At 50.4% G+C, this 22,145-nt stretch carries 20 protein-coding genes and 1 tRNA gene; 2 read left to right on the top strand and 19 right to left on the bottom strand.

The window, feature by feature from the left end; all coding sequences use genetic code 11:
• Positions 1-44: 44 nt before the first annotated feature.
• The 5 genes from ACFODX_RS10520 to ACFODX_RS10500 form a co-directional block, all read right to left on the bottom strand.
• Positions 45-3,050, bottom strand: a complete 3,006-nt coding sequence (locus tag ACFODX_RS10520) for a hypothetical protein (RefSeq protein ID WP_378118837.1) — start codon at positions 3,048-3,050, stop codon at positions 45-47.
• A gap of 151 nt (positions 3,051-3,201) precedes the next feature.
• Positions 3,202-4,275, bottom strand: a complete 1,074-nt coding sequence (locus tag ACFODX_RS10515) for a polysaccharide deacetylase family protein (RefSeq protein WP_378118835.1) — start codon at positions 4,273-4,275, stop codon at positions 3,202-3,204.
• Between the two features lie 9 nt (positions 4,276-4,284).
• Complete coding sequence (locus tag ACFODX_RS10510; protein WP_378118834.1) at positions 4,285-4,557, bottom strand: PilZ domain-containing protein; 273 nt, start codon at positions 4,555-4,557, stop codon at positions 4,285-4,287.
• 99 nt (positions 4,558-4,656) lie between these two features.
• Entirely contained in the window at positions 4,657-6,915 is a 2,259-nt protein-coding gene (parC, locus tag ACFODX_RS10505; RefSeq protein WP_378118832.1) for a DNA topoisomerase IV subunit A, read from the bottom strand.
• Between the two features lie 154 nt (positions 6,916-7,069).
• On the bottom strand, positions 7,070-7,573 hold the full coding sequence (locus ACFODX_RS10500; protein ID WP_378118830.1) for an LEA type 2 family protein: 504 nt from the start codon (positions 7,571-7,573) through the stop codon (positions 7,070-7,072).
• A 236-nt stretch (positions 7,574-7,809) separates the two neighbouring features.
• Between ACFODX_RS10500 and ACFODX_RS10495 the strand changes: the two genes are divergently transcribed.
• Positions 7,810-8,181 carry a hypothetical protein gene (locus ACFODX_RS10495; protein WP_378118828.1) on the top strand — a complete coding sequence of 124 codons (372 nt, stop codon included), beginning with the start codon at positions 7,810-7,812 and terminating at the stop codon, positions 8,179-8,181.
• Positions 8,182-8,221: 40 nt separating this feature from the next.
• On the opposite strand, the gene ACFODX_RS10490 is transcribed toward ACFODX_RS10495, so the two are convergent.
• The 3 genes from ACFODX_RS10490 to ACFODX_RS10480 are packed head-to-tail and all read right to left on the bottom strand — an operon-like array spanning position 8,222 to position 10,034.
• Positions 8,222-8,605, bottom strand: a complete 384-nt coding sequence (locus ACFODX_RS10490) for a DUF2750 domain-containing protein (protein WP_378118826.1) — start codon at positions 8,603-8,605, stop codon at positions 8,222-8,224.
• Positions 8,606-8,623: 18 nt separating this feature from the next.
• Positions 8,624-9,427 carry a M48 family metallopeptidase gene (locus ACFODX_RS10485; protein ID WP_378118824.1) on the bottom strand — a complete coding sequence of 268 codons (804 nt, stop codon included), beginning with the start codon at positions 9,425-9,427 and terminating at the stop codon, positions 8,624-8,626.
• A complete protein-coding gene (locus tag ACFODX_RS10480; protein WP_378118822.1) occupies positions 9,387-10,034 on the bottom strand; it encodes an MBL fold metallo-hydrolase in 648 nt (215 codons plus the stop codon). The genes ACFODX_RS10485 and ACFODX_RS10480 overlap by 41 nt, the downstream gene beginning before the upstream one ends.
• Positions 10,035-10,254: 220 nt before the next feature.
• On the opposite strand from ACFODX_RS10480, the gene asd reads away from it, so the two are divergent.
• A complete protein-coding gene (gene asd, locus ACFODX_RS10475) occupies positions 10,255-11,106 on the top strand; it encodes an archaetidylserine decarboxylase (RefSeq protein WP_378118820.1) in 852 nt (283 codons plus the stop codon).
• A gap of 99 nt (positions 11,107-11,205) precedes the next feature.
• Here the strand turns inward: asd and ACFODX_RS10470 are convergent, their stop codons facing one another.
• The 11 genes from ACFODX_RS10470 to ACFODX_RS10420 all read right to left on the bottom strand — a co-directional run bounded on the left by ACFODX_RS10470 (position 11,206) and on the right by ACFODX_RS10420 (position 22,137).
• The gene (locus tag ACFODX_RS10470) at positions 11,206-13,176 is read right to left on the bottom strand and encodes an acyltransferase family protein (RefSeq protein ID WP_378118818.1); all 1,971 of its coding nucleotides are present in this window, start codon (positions 13,174-13,176) and stop codon (positions 11,206-11,208) included.
• 32 nt (positions 13,177-13,208) lie between these two features.
• Positions 13,209-14,576: a molecular chaperone gene (gene yegD / locus ACFODX_RS10465; RefSeq protein ID WP_378118816.1), complete on the bottom strand. Its 1,368-nt coding sequence runs from the start codon at positions 14,574-14,576 to the stop codon at positions 13,209-13,211.
• A gap of 75 nt (positions 14,577-14,651) precedes the next feature.
• Positions 14,652-15,074, bottom strand: coding sequence for an acyl-CoA thioesterase (locus ACFODX_RS10460; RefSeq protein ID WP_378118814.1), 423 nt, complete (start codon positions 15,072-15,074; stop codon positions 14,652-14,654).
• A gap of 11 nt (positions 15,075-15,085) precedes the next feature.
• Complete coding sequence (aroA, locus tag ACFODX_RS10455; RefSeq protein ID WP_378118812.1) at positions 15,086-16,411, bottom strand: 3-phosphoshikimate 1-carboxyvinyltransferase; 1,326 nt, start codon at positions 16,409-16,411, stop codon at positions 15,086-15,088.
• Positions 16,412-16,539: 128 nt separating this feature from the next.
• Positions 16,540-16,616 (bottom strand) — tRNA-Met (locus tag ACFODX_RS10450).
• Positions 16,617-16,794: 178 nt separating this feature from the next.
• On the bottom strand, positions 16,795-17,367 hold the full coding sequence (locus ACFODX_RS10445) for a PIN domain-containing protein (RefSeq protein ID WP_378118810.1): 573 nt from the start codon (positions 17,365-17,367) through the stop codon (positions 16,795-16,797).
• Positions 17,367-17,813 (bottom strand): excisionase family DNA-binding protein, encoded by a 447-nt coding sequence (locus tag ACFODX_RS10440; RefSeq protein WP_331354236.1) that lies wholly within the window; start codon positions 17,811-17,813, stop codon positions 17,367-17,369. Before ACFODX_RS10440 ends, ACFODX_RS10445 begins: the two co-directional genes overlap by 1 nt.
• 476 nt (positions 17,814-18,289) lie before the next feature.
• On the bottom strand, positions 18,290-19,276 hold the full coding sequence (locus ACFODX_RS10435; RefSeq protein ID WP_378118807.1) for a phage integrase: 987 nt from the start codon (positions 19,274-19,276) through the stop codon (positions 18,290-18,292).
• A complete protein-coding gene (locus tag ACFODX_RS10430) occupies positions 19,273-20,559 on the bottom strand; it encodes a hypothetical protein (protein WP_378118805.1) in 1,287 nt (428 codons plus the stop codon). The genes ACFODX_RS10435 and ACFODX_RS10430 overlap by 4 nt, the downstream gene beginning before the upstream one ends.
• 127 nt (positions 20,560-20,686) lie before the next feature.
• Positions 20,687-21,769, bottom strand: coding sequence for a zonular occludens toxin domain-containing protein (locus ACFODX_RS10425; protein WP_378118803.1), 1,083 nt, complete (start codon positions 21,767-21,769; stop codon positions 20,687-20,689).
• A gap of 2 nt (positions 21,770-21,771) precedes the next feature.
• Positions 21,772-22,137 carry a DUF2523 family protein gene (locus tag ACFODX_RS10420; RefSeq protein ID WP_378118801.1) on the bottom strand — a complete coding sequence of 122 codons (366 nt, stop codon included), beginning with the start codon at positions 22,135-22,137 and terminating at the stop codon, positions 21,772-21,774.
• Positions 22,138-22,145: the final 8 nt, after the last annotated feature.

Genomic DNA, 22,145 nt, shown 5'->3' with positions numbered 1-22,145 from the left:
TAAAAAAACGCGCCAATCAACGGCGCGTTTTTTTATATCCGGCGTTAATTGTCAGCGGGCAGATCCACAGCAAAAGGCACCAATAATTCTTCGCTCTCACTGGTGTATTCAATTTCAAAACGCGTTGGCACCTCGCTGATTTCCAAGTTAAGTTGGGGCTGACCGAAAATCGCAGAATACTGCGCCGGATGACTAACTAAATCCCCCGCCGCATTAAATGCTTTGAGCCCTACAATCTCTTCGTAATTTCCCTGCACGTTGAATACCAGGCGGCCGGCTTTCCACTCCACTAGTTCCACTCGAGATTTAGGCCCACCCCAAATTGGGCCCAGCGCAAACGGCAGGCTGGCAGTTTGCAAATGCCGGGGCTGATAAAAACGCAGCTCACCCTGTAACTTGCTGATTTTTTCCACCTGTACATCGGCCGCCCTGAATGAAAAATCGGCGCGCAGCCAGGGTGTTTTTTCATCCGGTTGATACACCCCATTAAAAGTCATGCCACCCTGCCGCTCAAAATACAGTGGCACCGTTTTGTTCACCGGAAATAGTTTGCCCTCGGCATCTGCCACCTGTTGAATAAACAACTGGGCAACACCTATGTGCGCATAAAGTGGCAGCGCCAAATCGGTATAGGCAGCACCTTCAATCGATAAACCAAAACTGCTGCTGCGCACATCATTAATCGCCAATTCCACCGGTGCGGCAGTCACGCGCGCCTTGGGTGGATAAAATGGAAATTCATTAATGACCGGCGCCTTGGCCAAGACCAATTGTTCAAAGGCTTTATCGTCAAACCGTGGCGGAATTTCGCGCTCGCTGAAAAACGCTTTTGCCGGTGGCGCCATGTGCGTCAAAACAAATTCATAGCGCTGGTTTTCAAACGCACTGGCAACCATTATTTCTGCGGCCGCCACTGAACCTTTTATCTCCACACTGGCGGCTTTACCCGATCCAAAAAACATGCCCCTGCGCATGGCACCACTGGTCGCCAGCACCTGGCGCTTGTCATTCAAGGCATTTACCTGCAAGAGGCGATTGGTATCGCCGCTGTATTCAAAATCCAAACTGCTCGCCGCCGCTGATTTAAAGCGAACACGCAGCCCGTGCAAGTCAACCAACTTGCCGGCGAGTGGTGCCTCGATAATTTTTTTCTCGACCGTGGTGGGCAATCGGTAGTCGATATAACCCTTTATTTGCGCCACTTGGGCGAAGCCGACACCCGCTGGTAAGGAAAGTGTTTTTTCACCGCTGAGCACCTGGCCGGAAACCAGTTTGCCATCTTCAAAGCGGCTGCTCGGGTAGGTGTGATCAATGGCGGTAGCCGCACGCACATCAGCCTCGCCGCAAGAATGCCGGGGTAAAAGTGAATTGCCCTGGGCGTCAGTCACATCGGTAATAACCAGTTCGGCAGGTACGGCCTCTTCACCCAGGCCAGGCAGATCATAGGCTTTTACGCCCAGCTTCATTTCTACCTTGCCATCTTTGAGCGCGAGCGATTCCACGCCCACACCAAAAGGGCCGGCGACGGTTTTATAAACCGCATCCATAAATTCGTCTTGCGCCGAAAAACTGCGCAGCTGGGCGATGTTAGCGGCGGTGAACACCGGCGGGTTTTCATTCACCACTTCTTGCTGCACCAGATTGGCAGTGCCTTGATCTGAGGAAAAACGAAACAGCGAGGAAAACCAATTCGCCAGTTCATCTTTTATCTGGCGATCAAAACGCAACGAAGCTTGCAGTTGGTTACTGGAATGATGGAGGCTCAAGCGATTGTAAGTCGCAATCACATCGGGAAAATCCTGGGCAATTTCCTTGCGGGTTTCATCCAGCCAGTTTTTGGCTGATGCATGGCTATCGCTGATAAATTTTGTATCCTCGCTATGAATACTCAGGCTGATTTTTATCCCTTGCGTGGCAAGCTCAGGTTCAGCATCCAGATAAACCTCACGCACCGGCTGCATAACAGCGGCGGCTTTTGCCAGGGCATGCTGCACCATGCCTTGTTTATCGCCCTGCCAGCGCGCGGGCGAAAAAATAGCGAGCGAGAATAATTTTCCCGCCAAGGTTTCTTGCCAATCATTGGTATCTAAATTGGCAGGAGCATTGCCTTTAACTCGCCCGACAATACGCATTACCGCCGCTGGCGCACCCAGAATCACTTGGCCCTGTTGAATATTCGCCAGCAGCGGTGCGCCTTTTTCACAATTGCTGGGGTCGATGCGGGAAAACCAAATACCCTGTTCGTCTTCCTTGTCGATACCGTAACGTGAAGCTATCCAGCCTTTTATTTTTTCCGGGGTTAAATTGCCGCGAATTACGAGTGCCGCATCCACCTCCTTATCCACATAGGCAAGTGCATAAATGTGCGTGGCTTGCTGGGGTAAATTCACGCCTGCACGCTCAAGGCTGGACCAAAAATCGGCCTCCAGTCCGGGCAAGTTTTCTTGCAGTGCTGCGCTGCTGGCGGCACTGGCATCCAACCGCCGCAACAGCGCAAAATCCATACGCGCAATTGCCAATAAATTGGAATCTGCCAGCGCATTCAGCAAGGTTTTTTCTTCATCACTCACTGACGAAAGCAGCCAGCGGTTCACATAACCCTGCTGCCAAAGCAGCCCTATACCTGCCACCACAAGCACTAGCAGCAGCGCAGCGCTTAGGACTATTTTCTTCCCACGCTGAATAGTCGCCGCACTGTTTTTTTCATCCACCGGCAAGACTGCGGGCTGTACCACCACGCCTGCCATTTCGTTAGCAGGCAATACAGCCTCTTGCTTCGCTGCGTTGTTTGGTTCGCGAGGAGCAATCGCCTCCTGTTGAGTGGCCGGCTCCGCCTCGATCACTAACTGCGCACCGGCCTTGGCAAATGCGTTTTGCCATTTGGCAGCAAGGTCAGCCGTATCAACGCGTTTAACCACACGCGCACTACCGCTAAAAAGCAACTGTTCAATGCGCTCGGGAGATTGTTTTAACAGGCGGGATAAATTGGCAATGGTCTGCGCGCGCTCTGCGCCCGCCACCAAGTCGCCGCGAAAAATTAATTTATACACATCAATTCCTTAATTGAATCATCATGTTTATTGTTGTTATTTGAGTTGTTGCACTTTTTTGAATCGCAATTTTTTCAATAGCGGTTATTTGAATAGCTATTCTTTAAATAACCGTTGTTTCAATTCGGTTGTTTCCGGCTTATTTAAAAACTTAATCTCGATAAGTCCAGTTACCCTGTTTATCGGTCGCCAGCCATTGCTGGGTGTACCAATAAAAGCGGCCTTTTTCGCCGCTGTAAGCGGTGCAGTTGTAACGGGTGCGGCCCGCAGTGAGCGGGGTATTAGCCTGTGCCCAGAGTTGGTTATTCATAATTTGAGTGGGAATAGCGCCCTGCCCGGTGGCAAAACAATTTATTTTTTTCAGCAGCGCCGGGTCATTGGGGGTTAATACCAACCAGGGTTTTTCACCGGCGCGCACAATCAGACTGTTGGTTTTATTTTTTTGATCGTCAAAAAACTCAACCGCTTTAAGTGGCATGGCTTTGCTATTCACCTTGAGAATAAAATCATCCAGATCACTGAAACTGCCACCAAAGGGAAAACGCGGCACTGACTGTAAATCGCCCTCGCTGTAGAGCACACCGGATTGTTGGCCAAACGCGATATAGCCGAGTTGTTTGGCGATGCGCTGCACTTCATGATCATATTCACCAAAGGGATAGGCCATGACCTTGGGAGCAGAACCTATTTCATCAATAATTTTTTGCTGCGCCTGATTAATTTCTGCCCTAATGCGCGCACGCCACTGCGCCAGAGTTTCATTTTTTTCACGGCGCGGCAAATGGGTATGGCTGCTGCTGTGGTTGGCGATAGTCACCCCCGCCTTAGCCATTTCACGCAGCTGATCCCAGTTTACAAAAACCTTACCTGTGCCCACCGCATCGGTATTCACAAAAAAGGTAAAAGGCCAGCCGCGTTTTTGTAAGCGCGGAAACGCTGAGCCGTAAACCGACACATAAGAATCATCAAAGGTAATAGCGACGGTTTTATCTGGCAGGGGTTCGCCCTTGCGCAATTTTTCGGTGAGTTCCAGCAGCGGCACTACCGTAAAATGATTTGCCTGCAGATAATCCATTTGCGCTTCAAACGCTGCCGGGCTGATGCTGGTGGATTTTGGGGTTTTATCACTCACGTGGTGATACAAAAGCACCACGGCGGCACTGGTGGGCAGCGCACAGGCGGCAATAAAACTGACAAGCACTAAACGCAACACAGTCAACATCATCTAACCTGCTTAATCTTCTTGCACAAAACGTAAACCCACACCCGCTGGCTCCACGCGCACCACTTCCATTTCCAAAATCGGCGCATCCTCCATCAAGCCCTGTACTTGGCCAATTAAATGCGTACCTATGGGTGGTATATGTTCGGGCTCCAACACTACAAAAACACCGCCGTCAGAAATATCGCGGGTTTTTACATACAGCTCACCAATGGAATCGTGTTGGATTTTAATGCGGCAACTAAAATTGGTGCGAACATGGCGACGCTGGTCTTTGTCCGGCATAACAACTCCTGTTTAATTTTTACGTTATTGTTTGTGTAATTGTTTGTACGAGTGTTGCAGGCAAAAATAAAGGCGGAGAACCGCCTTTATAAATTGCTGTTACTTGTCACTGACTTCGGCTTTATCCACTTTTTGGAAACCGCGCGGCAATTTATTACCGCGGCGACCACGCTCACCTTTGTAGTGTTCAAGGTCGGCCGCTTTCAGGGTGATAAAACGTTTACCCGAATGCAGGGTAAGTAATTGCCCCGGGTGAATCACCGCCAGCGCCACCACAAACTCCTCGCGGCTTTGCACTTTTGCTGAAGGGATATTCATAATTTTATTGCCCTTGCCTTTGGCCAGTTCCGGCAATTCGGTGACGGGGAATACCAGCAGGCGACCATCATTACTCACCGCTGCCAATTGTGCCTGCTCGGGTGCATGAATTAATTGCGGCGGCAACACCTGCGCGCCCTCGGGCAAACTGAGCAGCGCTTTGCCCGCTTTGTTTTTGCTCGCCAAGTCTTCCAGTTTGGCGACAAAACCATAACCGGCATCTGAGGCAATTAATACGCGCTGATTGTCGGCGCCCATTAATGCGCCTTCAAAGGTCGCGCCGCTCGGTGGACTAATGCGACCACTTAAAGGCTCGCCCTGACCACGCGCCGAGGGCAGGTTGTGCGCGGCAACGGAATAACTGCGCCCGGTGGAGTCAATTAATATCACCGGCTGATTGCTCTTGCCCTGCACGGCAAATTTAAAACTGTCACCGGCTTTGTAACTCAAACCGGTTGGGTCTATATCGTGCCCCTTGGCGGCGCGAATCCAGCCCTTGTCAGAAATCACCACGGTAATTGCTTCCGCGCTCACCAATTCAGTTTCGCTCAAGGCCTGGGCTTCCGCACGTTCAACAATCGGCGAGCGGCGTTCATCGCCAAAGGCTTCAGCAATTTGCATTAATTCTTTGCGCACCAGATTTTTTAATTTCACCGCCGAGTCGAGAATTTTTAACAGGCCATCGCGCTCTTTAATCAGTGCGTCTTGTTCTTCGCGGATTTTCATTTCTTCCAAACGCGCCAACTGACGCAATTTGGTTTCCAGAATATATTCCGCTTGCATTTCAATTAAATTGAAACGCTCCATCAGCACTGGCTTGGGGTTTTCCTCTTCGCGAATAATGCGAATCACTTCGTCCACATTGAGGAATACAATCATCAAAGCCGCCAAACGCAGCAAGCGCTCTTCCACTTTTTCCAAGCGGTGTTGCAAACGGCGGCGGGTAGTGACGGTTCGGAAGCTCAGCCACTCGCCCAAAATTTTGGCGAGGGATTTCACTGCGGGTTTACCGTCGATACCAATCATGTTCATGTTGACACGATAGGTGCGCTCAAGCTCAGTGGTGGCAAACAAGTGCTGCATAATCTGTTCAAGGTCAACACGATTGGAGCGCGGCACTATGACCAAACGGGTGGGGTTTTCGTGATCGGATTCATCGCGTAAATCCGCCACCATGGGCAATTTTTTCGCCTGCATTTGCGCAGCGATTTGCTCCAGAATTTTGGCGCCACTCACCTGATGTGGCAGTGCGGTGATAATAATATCGCCCGACTCTTCATCCTTTTGCCAGACTGCGCGCATGCGCACACTGCCGCGCCCGGTTTCGTACATTTTGAGCAATTCATCGCGCGGCGAAATAATTTCCGCCTCGGTGGGCATATCGGGGCCGAGAATGTGCTGGCACAAATCCGCCACTGTCGCTTGCGGGTTATCCAATAAATGCACACAGGCATTGACCACTTCGCGCAAATTGTGCGGCGGAATATCGGTGGCCATACCTACGGCAATACCGGTGGTGCCGTTTAATAACACGTTGGGAACGCGCGCGGGCAATACCACCGGCTCTTCCAGCGTACCGTCAAAGTTGGGCTGCCAATCTACTGTGCCCTGCCCCAACTCTTCCAACAATACTTCGCTGTATTTGGTAAGGCGCGATTCGGTATAACGCATAGCCGCGAAGGATTTAGGATCATCCGGCGACCCCCAGTTGCCCTGGCCATCCACCAAGGTGTAGCGATAGGAAAATGGCTGCGCCATTAACACCATGGCCTCATAGGAAGCAGAGTCACCATGCGGGTGGAATTTACCGATCACATCGCCCACGGTGCGCGCGGATTTTTTATATTTGGCGCTGGCTTTTAACCCCAGTTCACTCATCGCATAAACAATGCGGCGCTGCACGGGTTTAAGACCGTCGCCTATGTGTGGCAGGGCGCGGTCGAGAATCACGTACATGGAATAATCGAGATAGGCTTTCTCGGTGTAATCTTTTAGCGCAATGCGCTCATCGGCTTCGGGCAGGGTAATGTCGTCTGTCATTGAGAATCCTGAAAATGCATAATTCAGTGAAAATACTTTTGCTAAAAATCAGCGCAGTCTATTGTTAAATTCAGGCTAATTTTTCTGTCACTTTTTTGCGGTCACTGTTTACTGCCGCTGTTTACTATCAATCTGACGGTTAATTTTTTAGGCCTCAGCGCTTTTTGGCCACCAGCGGAATAGAGCCTTTTTCGTTCACGCGCAGCGCTGGCAACCAGGCACTGAAATCCAATTTGGCAGAAAAATTATAATCAACATTTTCTTTCATACCATTGCGACCAAAATGTTCAATCAGGCGCACCAGCTGCAATACATTGGCAGTCACAACGACTTTTATCGGAGTTTCCTGATAGGCCGCGAGCGTTGGCAACTCGTTGCTCACACCGCTTAATACATCAAAATTTTCTATGCCTACCGTGTAGGACATACCGCGCAGTGATAAATCGCGGTCGTTGGGATTGGTCACCAATAAACTCACTTGTATCGGCTGCAATAAACCCTGCGCCGGCAATAATTGCAGCCCCGTCACCTTGACGGTTGGCTGTTCCAATTTGGGTTTCATCGCCGCACAGCCACTGAGCAGAACACACAGCAGAAGACCTAGAAAAGCGATGGATGGGCGGGTTGGCAGGATGCCGTATGTAGGCAGTAAACGCATTGCAAGCTCCGTTTATCGGGTCAGTAGAAGAACAAAAATGTGAAAGGCCGCACCCGGGGATTAACAACGCTGTGGTCTAATTCCCGCGTTTTTTACAGTCTATTCGTCTTTGGCTTTGTCACAGTGGATAGCTACACTAGGCGCTTGTTATAGCCTTGTCAGGATACTGGTGCGCTGCACCCCATCGACCACGAAGGTCAGCCTATTCGTCAATAACGTATAACTGACTTTATCTTATGCTGCCTGCACCGCACAAATCTTTGCTTGATCCGGACGCTATTTTCGCCAGCCGCGAGATTCGTTTTCAGGGCCGTGGCGAATCGCAGTACACCCTGCTGATGCGTCTTTGCACTGATTTTAATCTCTCGGTATTGCAGCTACAGCGCAAACTGTTTAGTCACTTGAGCCGCAAAACCGTGCCCGGTGCGATGGAATTTATATTGGCAACGCGCGATGAAACAACCAACCAGTGGTACAGCCTCAGCCCCGGCCTTGCCGATTTAAAATCACTGGACGATTATGCCAAGCGCCATGAGGTAGATATTTTGCACTTGCAATTATTTGGCGAAGATATAGACCTGCAACAGCTGAACGACGGCTTTTATTAAATACCCGCCGGCACTGCATAAGCACCAGCGGCGCCGGTTGTCAGTCACTCATTTCCTGTTCAAATTCTTCCAATAAATCCAGCGGCTCCAGCTCTTCGCCCTCCAGATCCTGATTCCAGTTAACGCCCACCAGCAGCACATCTTCATGCATACCTGGCAGCCAATCCTCCAGAAATTCTTCCAGATCTATGGCGACCGCTTCGTAATCTTTCCAATCATCCTGACAGTGCGCACGGGCAAAACTTTCCTGCGACCAGAAGGGCATTACATCTATATCTTCATGTTCATCAGAGCCACTCAGCGCCCAACCCTGCGGGCCTTGCAAGCCCCACACACAGCCCTGCTCCATGGCCTCCACAATAAAACGATCCAGGTTTTCAGCGGGATCGTCCCCCAGGGGCTCAATAGAAATAATGTCACTCATAATGCAGACCTCTGGTGTTTATAAACTCAGCTGCACGCCATTGGCTTTTAGCCAGGCGCGATCAGCCGCAAAACTCGGGCAAACACTGGCAACCAGCGCCCAAAAATCGCGGCTGTGATTGGGATGGCGCAGGTGGCAGACCTCGTGCGCGACAAGATAATCGACTATGTGTTCAGGTGCCAGCAGTATATTCCAGTTGTATTGGATAGCGCCGCGACTGGTGCAATGGCCCCATTTGGAGCGGGTCGCTTTCACCGTCACCGCAGCGCAAACCAGCCCCATACGCGCGCACAGCTGCGCCGTTTTAGCACCGAGCAAACGCAGCGCTTGCTGCTGGTACCAACGCATTAATAACTGCTGGATTTGCTGCTCGTCCGCCAGACGCGAACGGTTCGATAAAATCAGATGCAATTGCTGGCCAACTCGCTGGATTGCCGCGCTGGCACCGCGCCCCAGCACCAGGGTTAAACGCTCATCCATAAAACGCAGCTCACTCCCCTGGCCATAGCTTGGCTTTACCGGCATGGGTTGTTGCGCCAGCCGAATGCTTTGTTCGGCGATTTTCTGTTTTACCCACAGTGTTTTTTGCTGCAAAAAATCCAGCAGTATGGACTCGGGCGCGGCCAGCGGCGCACGAATAACTACCTGCGCACGGCGAATTTCAATGCTGATGCTACGCCGCCGCGCCGAGCGCACAATCGTAAATTCAAACCCGGGGTTCCAGGCCTCATCCCGAGCGGGTTTGGTTTTTTTCAGATCGAAGGAGAGCGCCATGGAATGCTTAACCGTAGTGTTTATCGGCCACAAAAGGGTTGGTGACACGCTCATGCCCGAGGGTGGACATAGGGCCATGGCCGGGAATAAAACGCACTTCATCCCCCAGTGGCAATACGCGCGTGCGAATAGCATTGATCAGCTCGGCGTGATTGCCGCGCGGGAAGTCGGTGCGCCCAATGGAGCCTTTGAACAATACATCGCCCACAAGCGCCAGTTGCGCGCTGCGGCTGTAAAAAATCACATGGCCGGGGGTGTGGCCGGGGCAGTGCAATACCTCCAGCGCCTGTTTGCCAAGCATCACCTTATCGCCGTGGCCGAGCCACTGGTCGGGGCTGAAACCGGCGACCGGGGTAAAGCCCATCATTTGCGCCTGCTGGGGTAAGAGGTCGATCCAGAATTGATCATCCGGGTGCGGGCCAATCACCGGCAGTTGTAACTGCGCCACCAACTCAGCGGTGCCGCCGATGTGATCCATATGGCCATGGGTGAGCAGGATTTTGCACAGCCGCACGGCTTTTTCAGCGACCACTGCGAGGATGCGAGCCGTATCGCCGCCCGGGTCAACCAGGGCTGCATCGCCGGTTTCGTCGCACCACAACAGGGTGCAGTTTTGTTGGTAGTGGGTGACGGGAATTATCTGGTATTGCAGCAAGAACCACCTCCTGAAGACAGGTCGCCACCTTATCACAGCTTGGTTGCATCGAGCCTCCCACCACGCCCCTGTGCGCATACCTCGCCGTGATTTATGGCCTGTCGCCGCTACCAGATGAGTTTGTTACACTGCGCCGCCCTGGCAACCAGACACTAATCGCCCCGACAATAATCACCGCGCCGCCGCAAAAGCCGGCCGGGAGCATAGGACACTACCCGCAATGAATCCCAAACTGTTTATCGGCCTGCAATATTTAGTCCCCCAACACGCGCTTTCACGCGCCGCAGGTTGGCTGGCCAGCAGCGAAACGCCTTTTATCAAAAATACGTTTATCAAATGGTTCGCCAAACGCTACAACGTAGATATGAGCTTGGCGCAGCAGGAAAACCCGCTCGAATACCGCAGCTTTAACGACTTTTTCACCCGTGCGCTCAAGCCCGATGCACGCCCCCTGGACACCAATCCGCACAGCCTGGTGTGGCCTGCCGATGGCGCGGTCAGCCAGCTGGGCAAGATTGTGAATGGCCGGATTTTTCAAGCCAAAGGCCAGGATTACAGCGCCGCAGAATTACTGGGTGGCGATGAACAACTGGCCGCTGAATTTGCCGATGGTGAGTTTGCAACCGTGTATTTGTCGCCGCGCGATTACCACCGCGTTCACATGCCCTATGGCGGCAAGCTGCGCAGCATGATCAGTGTTCCGGGCGAGCTATTCTCGGTAAATACCGTCACCGCTGAAAATGTGCCGCGCTTGTTTTCACGCAACGAGCGGGTGGTAGCGATTTTTGATACCGATATAGGGCCAATGGCCCTAGTGCTGGTCGGCGCCATGATTGTGGCCGGTATAGAAACCGTGTGGGATGGCGTGGTTGCGCCCTTCGCCAGCCGCGAAATTGCCACCTCCCACTACCCCTATCAAAACATCCAACTGGAAAAAGGCGCGGAGATGGGCCGCTTCAAACTGGGTTCAACCGCGATTGTCTTGTTTGCCAAAGATAAAATGCGCTGGGATAACCGCTACCAAGCCGGCAGCCCCACTAAAATGGGCGAGCTGATGGGCACAGCAAACTAGCAGCAACAGATTACCTTTAGCCTGCACCTGATCATCGGCGCCGCAGCGGTCTGCCGATGATCAAAAATCCCTACCCCTACCCCTTCCCCCTACCCGGGATCAATTCGCCAAATGTTTTTTCCGGTCAGTGAGTATTTGCGCAAACAGCGCAACTAACTGGCGATTGCCGTATTCACTCAAGTGATCGTCATCGTAATAACGTGAGCGGCCATCCACCGAACCCCAGCACATAGTGTCATCACACAAGTAGGGGACAGGGTCGAGGATTTTCGCCCCGCAAGCCTGCACCAGCCCGCGGTTCAAGGCCCGGATTTCCTGATGGCGCTGGTAGTACTCCTGCAGGCTTACCCCGATATCGGCGGTTTGCCGGTGGAATAATTGATTTCTGATCAGCGTTTGGGGCACATCCACCCCCATCTCCGGTATAGGGTCGAGCACATAAACAGCCCTGTCTGCCGCCACATCACACAGGGTTTTTACATAGCTCTGTTTAAACAGCTGCGCAAATTGCTCGTGGGTACTGGGTGTATCCCCCACGTAACTGAGCGATGGCCGCACCTGTTCGTTAGGGCCAAGCAGGCTTGCAGTAGCGCGATTGATAACCAGCACGGGAATATCGGGATAGTTTTTATCCAATAATGTGGCAATTTCAGCGTTGTATTTTGCGCAGGCCGGAAAGAATTTGGTCGATAAGCCCTGTACGTAACTGCAGCCATCGGCGCCCAGGTACAAGACCCCGCCATCATTGCTGGCGACGGCTTCGGCCACGGCAGTAATTGTGGCGTTGGCATGACTATCGCCAATAACAACCAGACTGACCTTGTGTGGATCAGCACCAAACACACACTCCGGTGATTTTGGGTTGGCAGATACAGTGACATTGCACTCGCGCTGGCGCGGGTTGCGGTTGGATTTTTCACTGTCGGCATGCACCACAATAGGGTCCATACGCGCAGGCACTCCCTGCAGCAACAAAACACCAATCCCCAGCGCACAAACACTGCTGCAAAGCAGTGCATAGCCGGTCAGTGCGCCCATACCCGAGCTAGCCTTAACCGGCTTGGGCGTCACCTTGGGGGCGCCGCGGGTTGGCGCTTCAATCAAATAATAAGATCCCAGCGCCAATACCACCGAACCAGCAATACCAATAGCCAACCAGAGCGGTTCGCTATTCAGATCCACATAATTCAACCCGACATACACCGGCCAGTGCCACAGGTACCAGGAATAGGAAATAGTGCCAATAAACTGCATGGGCTTGTTGCCAGTCACAGGCGATTCATTTCTGGCGGCATAAATCAGCAATATCGCGCCGGCGACCGGAATAATCGCCTGCCAGCCCGGCCACTGCGCGGTGGGGGAAAGTAGCAGTATCGACGCCACAATCAGCGCAAGACCACCCAGCTCCAGCGCCAATGCCTGCAGCTTGCTGAAACGGCGGGGAAATAAAAATATTAACCCGCCAGCCAGCATTTCCCAGGCGCGGGTTGGCAAGAGGAAAAAACCAGCGTCCGCCCAGCGGGACGGCAAGACTGCTGACAGCGCAAATGATGCCAGCGCCGCCACCAGTAATAACCAGCGCAGGTGCGCCGCCGCAAAACACTTTCTGAGCAGCAACAGCACAACGGGATAGACAATATAAAACTGCCATTCAACCGACAGCGACCAGGTGTGCAGCAACCACTTTTCGTGCGAGGCGGTATCGAAATAACCTGACTCACGCCAGTAGAGAATGTTGGACACAAAGGTTGCACTGCTGGCGACCTGCCGCGCAAATTGCATCATCTCCGAGGGTGGCAAAATCCACCACAAGCCCAGCAGCAAAACCCCACACAACCCCGCCAGGGCCGGAATAATGCGCCGGGATCGCGCCAGATAAAATTGCGTCAGCGAAAAAGAATCCGTCGCCAGTTTGGAGAAAATAATTTTTGTCATCAGGTAACCTGAAATTACAAAAAAGATATCCACCCCAACAAATCCACCGCTAAAACCGGCGACATTAAAATGAAAAAGCACTACCGCGATAACCGCAATAGCACGCAATCCGTTTATATCGTTGCGAAAATTCACCTGTTGCTCCCTAGCCACCTGATAATTAACCATTAACCAAAAACCCGCTGGGCCCACACACCCAACCCCGCCGCCACACTGCCAAAGTGATCACCGTCTACTATGGGGATAGCGTCACCCAATAAATCGCGCACCAACTGGCGAATTAGCGGCGATTTGGCGCTGCCGCCGGTAATGTAAACCAGATCCGGGGCAGTACTCGCCTGCTGGCACACTTCGCTAATTAAATCCGCAATTTTTTGCAGTAATTTTGCACTCGACTCGGCATAGTCTTGCGCGCTGCACCGGGGGGCAAGCCCGGCTTCAATAAAATCGAGATCAAAACTGTGCTGTGCTTGGGTTGAGAGCGCAATCTTGCCCAGCTCCGCCGCGCGCACTACCGCAAAATTGTGTTTATGGTCGCGCATCCGCACAAACCGCTGCAACAACGACGGCTCCAGTGTTTCGCGCTGCAAACGTGCCAACAAATGCCCGGTATTGGCCTCATAAAATTCCATTTGTGCGCCTATGTCATTAATAGCCATCGCATTAACAAACGGCATCAGCGGCATGGGCAAACCGGTTTTTAAGGGCGACAACATACCAAAATGTGGCATCAATATTGTTTGCGCGAGCTGGATGTCAAAATCATTGCCGCCAATGCGCTCGCCAGTGTGCCCGAGGAAATCCGCGCTGCGCTCGCGCTGCTGGATATGCTGTGGCCCCATTAGTACCAGCGAGCAATCCGTAGTACCACCGCCCACATCCACTACCAATACTTTTTTGTTTTCGCGCAGCCGTGTTTCAAAATCAAAACCTGCGGCAAGCGGCTCAAATAAAAATTCCACCTCGCGTAAACCTATGCGCTGGGCGGCGGCGGCAAGAATTCGCTGCGCTTGCGCATTGCTCTCTTGCGCATTAATCCCCTGGAAGTTTACCGGGCGACCAATCACCACCTGGGTGATAGTTTGTTGTAGATATTGCTCGGCGCGCTGCTTGACGTTGAGCATCATCGCCGCCACCAAGTCTTCAAAAAAATCGACTGATTGCGGGCGCAAACCACTCGCCCCCAAAAAGGATTTGGGCGATTTAATAAAATAACCTTCACCCGGCGCCGCGATGTATTGGGCTATAGCCTCAGCGCCAAAAAATATTCCGTCACTCACCTGGCTGATGTCCTGCTCAAGCTTGCCACTGCGAGCCTGATTTAAGAGCGCAGCACGGCTCTGGGCATAACGGCGCTTCTCTTCGTCATCGCCAATCTGTGTCGCAACCAGCTCTGCAATAAATGCACGCTCCAACGCATAAAGTGCAGAGGGCACAAACGCCTCGCTGCCATAAAGCGGGATCAACTGTGCTTTGCCTTGATGGATAAAAGACATAGCGCAATTGGAGGTGCCGTAATCAAAACCCACAAACATCGTTTAACTCACCACTAAAAATAAAAAAGCCGCACACATGAAATCACGTGTGCGGCTGTGTAAACACAAGGGCGTTTACACAGTATCTGTCGCCGGCGCACCGGCAAATAATTGCTCAATCACCTCGGGCACAAACGGGCGGCCGCGTTCATTGAGCGAGGTGCCGGTAATTTTGGCGCTGAGCATTAATTTTTCATCGCGCTTGCGATAAATATTTTGCAAAAAATCAAACCGCACCCGCGAGGCCGGCTCTACCTTTACCGTCACATAAAACTCATCGCCACTGGCCAACGGCAATTTGTAATCCAGCTCGGCGCGCACCACCACCAAGTGAATTTTCTGGCGAGTTAACTCAGCAAAATCCACGCCCTTGGCGAGCAGGTATTCGTGGCGCGCGTGCTCCAAATAGTTTTGGTACACGCTGTTATTCACTATGCCTTGCATGTCGCATTCATAGTCGCGCACTTTAAAATCAACACGAAATAATTCCTTATCCATTGCCATCCTCCTTATTTCACGACAGACGCAAACACATCAAAGTAGGTGGGAAAGGTTTTAGCAGTGCATTTTGGGTCGTTAATACGCACCGGCACACCGCCAAAAGTCGCCAGCGAAAAACACATCGCCATGCGATGGTCGTCGTAGGTATCAATCGCCGCGTTGGGAATTAGCTTTTCCACTGGGGTAATGCGCAACCAATCTTCGCCTTCTTCCACAAGCGCACCCAGTTTGCGCAACTCGGTCGCCATGGCGGCAATGCGGTCAGTTTCTTTTACGCGCCAGCTGGCGATATTGGTCAGGCGCGAGGGGCCATCGCAAAACAGCGCCACCACCGCAAGGGTCATGGCGGCATCGGGGATATGATTAAAGTCGCGATCAAATGCTTTCAAGGGCAGTGCAGGCGCCGAGGCTTCAATCCAGTTGTCGCCCTTGGTGATGGTTACACCAATGGCTTCCAGTGCATCGGCAAAGGCCACATCGCCCTGAATACTCTTGGCGCCCACACCCTGCACTCGCAAGGGGCCGCCACCTAAAGCGCCAGCGGCCAGGAAATAGGAGGCAGAGGAGGCATCGCCCTCCACAAACACAGTACCGGGGCTGGTATAGCCACTCGCCGCGGGAACAGTAAAACGCTCCCAGCCGTCGCGCTGCACATGTACACCGAATTGCGCCATTAACTTTAAGGTGATTTCAATGTAGGGCTTGGAGATAAGCTCACTCACCAGCTCGATATGAGTCTCTTTGCCGGTCATGGGCAATGCCATCAACAAGGCAGTAAGGAACTGGCTGGACACATCACCACGGATTTTGATGCTGCCGCTAGCGATCCCCTCCCCAGCCAAGGGGAGGGCCAGGGTGGGGTTATCTATTTGCGCAGGTTTAATCAGCAGTGGCGGGAAGCCTTCCTGACCGAGGTAAGTAATATCCGCGCCGATCTGACGCAGGGCATCCACCAAATCGCCAATCGGGCGCTCGTGCATACGCGCCACACCATGCAGTTTGTAAGTGCCGCCGCTCAGCGCCAGCGCTGCGGTCAAGGGGCGAAACGCGGTGCCGGCATTGCCGAGGAATAAATCCGCCTCTTTATTGGGAAAACTGCCACCAGTGCCAACCACGCGATAATCCATCTCGCCGGTTTTGGTCACACTCACACCCAAGGCTGCCAGTGCTTCCAGCATGCGGTCAGTATCGTCGGACTTGAGCAGGTCGCGGATCTCCGTCTCGCCCTGCGCCAAAGCCGCCAGCAGCAAAGTGCGGTTGGAAATACTCTTGGAACCAGGCAGATGCACAGTACCTTGGGCACGGGTAACGGGGGAGAGATCGAGAAATTCCATGATGAAAAACCCACTGAGGCTCGTCGAACGAGCAATTAGATTAAAAGGCGCAATAGCTCGCCCCATCCAAAAACAAAACCCAATAAAAAAAGCCATCTTGGTCTCCCAGGATGGCTTTTTCATATATATGGTAGCTAGAGGCGGACTTGAACCGCCGACCCCAGCATTATGAGTGCTGTGCTCTAACCGGCTGAGCTATCTAGCCATATTTGTGAGGCGCGCATTTTGGCGATAAGGAAGCTGGCTGTCAACCCCATAAAAGTGATTTCACCGGCACCATGAAATGACAAAAGCACCCAATAACGGACTTACCACTCGATCACATAAATGTAATGTGCTTTTATTGATTTAATTACTTCATCCATTTTTAAAATCCATTATTTTTATATCAAATGTTCAAATTCGTTTAGCTTTTGAGAAAAAGCAGTTAATCCATTCACAGCAAGACGCTCCAAATATTCAACTGCTGCACAAGGCGGGCTAATCATTCTGGAGCGAATATTTTTTACAGCATCTAACACCCTGGCATCACTTAGATCAAACTGATTAATAAGGAAAACATCAGGGTGTATTGCTTCAATATCCAACTCCTGTAAAACATCAGCAGGGAAATCTTTTAGATTATTGGTAACTATTGCTTGAGCCTTACATCTAATTGCAGCTGCTAAAACATGGCGATCATTTGGGTCTGGCAAGGTTAAACCAGCCTCCAGCTTTTCGTAATTCGCCACCATACAATCAGGAACCGCATTACGCATTAACTGAGCTACTCGCTGAAGCCTCGCAGGATCCAAATCAGGGCGATTTTTGATTAAATTATTTAGCCATTCAGATTCTATGCGCTCAGTCCATTTTGCCTGAAATAGCCCATAGTGCGGCATAGCCAGTTCTATTAGAAGGTCACGCGACACTGATGGATACAAAACGCACGCATCATAAAGGACTATATATTTCATCAATAACCTATACCCAGCTCCTGAGAAAGCTTCATGAGTTCATCCATTGCCGCCTTGGACTTGTTAACCATCTTTTCCCTGTAGGCCAGCAGATCATCAAACCTGATGCGGCGATGAGTGCCCACCAAGGTATGGTTTAACTCCCCCTGCTCCAACAAGCCAATCAGGTAAGGGCGAGAGACATTCAGAAAGTCAGCCGCTTGCTGAGTGGTTAGCTCCTTAGCCATTGGCACAATATTTATAGTTTTACCTGCTGACATACCAGCCAAAATATCGCGCAACAGCTCGACAGCGTGCCTTGGGACAATTAAGTCCTCTCCTCCCATCTTGATATTGGCTCGGCGATCATCAGGCAATGCCTGAAGAAATTTTGTAAGTGATGCAGCACTTACCCTAGCGAGATCTACTTCTTCGCTGCTAGGAAGCTCATATTTGCGATTCGTCATTTTTCATCCTACCCACAGATCCTTGCGGGCTTCCCCATAAGTTGAATATGCCGGAATTGACATGCCTGTCAGTATAACCACAAACGCAATATTCGCAACAAACGAAATATTCGAAAAACCACTATTGACTGGAACTGACAGCTTGAATCACCACTCTGACATCCACAATTTGACTATTCAGCGTTGTGTAATGAGGTTAGAGCACAGCACTCATAATGCTGGGGTCGGCGGTTCAAGTCCGCCTCTAGCTACCATATTTGATAAGGGTTTGCAGGTTAGTGCTTGCAAACCTTTTTTATTTTTAATCCACGAAAAATCCATAGTCACAAAAAAACCTCCCTAAATACCAGTTAGGTGCCACCTATTGCCGTGTGGACAAAAGGCGATAGATCCACCTTAACCGGAAGCACCGAGCCGCCTTGTTGCCCACACTACCCGCGCTCACGCGCCCTTACGTCCTATCCGGACGCCAACATTTACAAATAAAAAATTAAATCGGGGGACAGGTCACGGACTCTTGCCATGTAGTCAGGAGCAAGGTGCGCATAGCGCATGGTGACCTTCAAATCGGAATGACCAAGAATTCTTTGTAAGGCAAGAATATCGCCACCATTGATCAGAAAATGACTCGCAAAGGTGTGGCGAAGGACGTGCGTTAACTGACCATCAGGCAATTCAATGCCGGAACGCTCCACAGCCTTGCGGAAAGCACCCTTACAGCTTGAAAAGAGCCTTTGCCCTACTGGATATGCCACATTGCGCAAATCGACAGCCAGAGCGGGTTTAATCGGCACAACACGAATGCGACCATTCTTGGTATCAGAGAAAATTACACGATCATCAAGCAGATTAGACGGGGAAAGGTTATTTGCCTCACTCCAACGAGCACCAGTCGCTAAACACAACCTAGCAACAGCACCGCAATGGTTGTTTGACGATTTGTCACACTCAGCAAGCAACACCGGTATTTGCTCAGCAGAGAGGAATGACAATTCACGTTCGCGCTCAGCAAAGGTACGAATGGTAGCAAGAGGATTTTTACCGTGAAATTGATCAAGCCGGATTAATTCAGCAAATACCGCACGTAAATAGCGTGTTTCGTGATTTACCGTAGAAACTGAAACCTCATTTAAACGACGCTCTCGATAACGAGAAAAATCCGCCGCCGTAAATTTATCAATCGTGGGATCACCCAGAGCATCACATACCGCAATAGTACGGGACAAACGATACCTGGCATCGCGCAAAGTAGAACCATGAACCGCATACCAAAGATTTACCAAATCAGAAAGGCGGCGCTTATCAACAGTAAACCGGTCAGGTGCACGCTGATAATCCAGCTCAAATTGCGCCTGCAAAGACTTGAGTTCTTTTTTAGTGCCAATACGCTGAATACGTGGCCCCTTTGCTCCTGCAGGGTAGAAATCCAACTTGTAGCGACCATCAGGTAATTTCTTAATCACGCAGCCACACCATCCAGAATTAAAAACCGCATCTTTTCAGCAACAAAGTCATAAAGCACTTCCTGCAACAAATCAGACTCACCAAATAATCGCACACTGAAATAATCAGCTAGCTCAGCTTGCAAACCAGACGACAGCAATTTATTAACAACAAAACGAGGATCATAACGTTTGCGAGCATAGAGCCTGATTTGATTACCAAGCCAAAACGCTACATTACGCCTAGTGTTTTGAGAGGGCGGCTTTTGTTCACGACGATAGAGCAATGCAGGAGCAGGACAGAAGAACTGAATATCTTCGATCAAAAACTGCCACACAGGATCGATGTAAGAGGTGGAATGTTGAAGACGGAAATTATTGAGCGCATAGCGCCAAAGAGCGGTTAAATGTGGAGCTAAATCAGCAAAGGTTTTAATAGAAATATTTTTTCCATCAGCACCTTTTGTGCCCCAACAAAACTGATTAATGACCGAGTGATGAAAACGCGCCTCTATACGATGAACAGTATCCACAGGCGAGTATTCAGACATAGTGTCAGGCTTGGAGAAATCGCCATCAAAATCAGCTGCAGGCACTTTAGACCAGATACCTTGCCAGAAATCGAGTTTATCGCTTTTTAGTGCTTCAGCAGTTTTATCATAAATACAGAATTGTAATGCACCAGCAGAGCCAAAAGTATAAGACTGCCCCGCCCCATAAATAACTGCCGTTTCATTTAAATCAAGTTGCGCGTTAGAGATTGAATTGAACTTGTACTGGCGTTTGGCTTTTGCCACCAGTCGAGATTCTAAATCTGCAGGCACCTGAAAGCCTTTAACATCAACAGCGATATGACAAGACACGCCAGCAGGAACGAGCTGATAACCAAAAAGAGAGGCAATAGCGTGTATTTCTCGAGTGAGGGACTCGGGCGTATGTTGAGCAATTAGTTGCGGTGTACATTCAATTTTAATATGAGAGCCAGAGAGATCATGCTCTGCATAAAACGACTTCAGCAGAACAACAAAGCCGAGATCCAAATTTTTGAGAATGTACTGATAACCGGAGGCTTTGCTGGAGCGAGTAATCATCCAGTCAACACCCTTGATGAAAATAAAACGATCAGATGCATCATGAGCACTTTGAATGGTCTTAAGTACATCTTGATCAAGCAAGCAATTGAACAGCTGCTTAACAGTATCAACACCACAATGGAGATACTTCAGTTCAGAAAGATCAACAGCGGTATTCTGGTTAAAAAAGCGATTACCAACACGGTGCCAAAACTTATTTTCGTAACGCATGCGGATATTCCTAAAAGGCGGTTAAAGAAATAATTTCCAAAAACTAAAACAGAAAAAAACAAAAAGCAAAATAAAAGTGCGAAAAGGGTTTAGTGAGGTTTTATGAGGTTATGCACCCCCCTTATTATTAACGTGTTACAGAGACGTTAGCGGTGCCCGCCAGAGCGCGGGGCAAGCCCTGATCGCGCTCTTGGGCGGGAGCACCGCCCATAGAAGCAGAATTAAAATCAGGCCGAGTGTGATCAAAGTAACCATTATCAACATAACGATTACAGGCCTTTTCAGAGATGTTTAACGGTGTGGCTTGTTGCGAATAACACTTGCACACCGGTGGGCTGTCATAGCCACGATTAAAGCGAATGCATTGCGGCCGAGGGAATGTTTTAGGAACCGTTAAGGCATCATAGACAGGGGCAGACCAAGGAACATCAGGAATTCGCGGAGTATGGACTCTAATGTAATCGTCGGTAGACAGTGAATTATGTGTCCCATTACTACCATCAACACTAACAGCAGTAGACTTAACCATACCCGCCAGAGTTTCAACGGGCGCAGCAATAGAATCGGGAAGCTCAGCGTTATCAATTCGATTACCCCACGAGTTTAAAAAGTAAATAACAAGACCAATCAGAAAAAATAATGCAATAAATGGAATAAATACTTTTGCCGGTATTTTCCGTTTATGGGTATGCACTTCTGCAGATTTGTAAGTCCCAAAATATTTTTTATCAAAGCCAACGCGCTTAATAACCGCTTCTTTTCTTTTGAAATGATCATCAACTTCAGTGACGCACTTTTCCCATGTAAGCCACTTGGCAGACTCTAGGCCGAAGATGCGTTCTATATGGGTATGGCGCCCCACAAAGCGGCGAAAGCCGGCATCAAGGAGATTGGGGGACTGGGTGAGAAAGATCAGGTCATAGCCTTTGTGACGATGCTCAGACATTTTCAGAATCCATTCTGGTAATGGTTTGCGCGGGTCGCGTACTGGCATTAAATATTGCGCTTCATCTACGACCAACACCGCACCACTGGGCAAGGTATCCCATTCTTTTACTTCGTTTTCATCAAGGGATATCCACGGGAGTTTTAATTCTTTAATGCGGTGATAGTAAATATCACGGCCTTTAAAGGTGGAATCCTCGGAAATCATTTTGATCACGTTAAGCGTTTTGGATGAACCTGGCGCACCGGTAAATAAATAGATCATGGTCAGGCCTCCATTTTTCCTTTAAACACCATCTTGGTTGAAGATTGGGCCAATTTAAAACTGATAGCGATTGCCATAGCTGTCAGCACAATTTTGAAACCGGCATCGAGCTTCATGATTAGAAAGATTTGCAATAAATCTTGCGGTAAGCCGTTTAATTTTGTGAGTAAAAATTCAGAGAGTTCATCAACAGTAAGATCAACACCGGCATAGGAAACCACGCCAATTCCCAGCAGTTTGATTGCCTTTTCCAATACCAATGGCAGGGCAAATAAGATAAACGCCCACAGGCGAGTCCAGAGTCCAAAAAAGAATGCGCGCAATAACGCGTAAACGGCTTGAATAGCAGCAACAATTGCCAACGGCATAGATACCC

This window comes from Cellvibrio fontiphilus (assembly GCF_042646205.1).
Taxonomy (GTDB): domain Bacteria; phylum Pseudomonadota; class Gammaproteobacteria; order Pseudomonadales; family Cellvibrionaceae; genus Cellvibrio; species Cellvibrio fontiphilus_A.
Note: the sequence above shows the minus strand (reverse complement) of the source record. Positions and strands in the feature narration are given on the sequence as shown.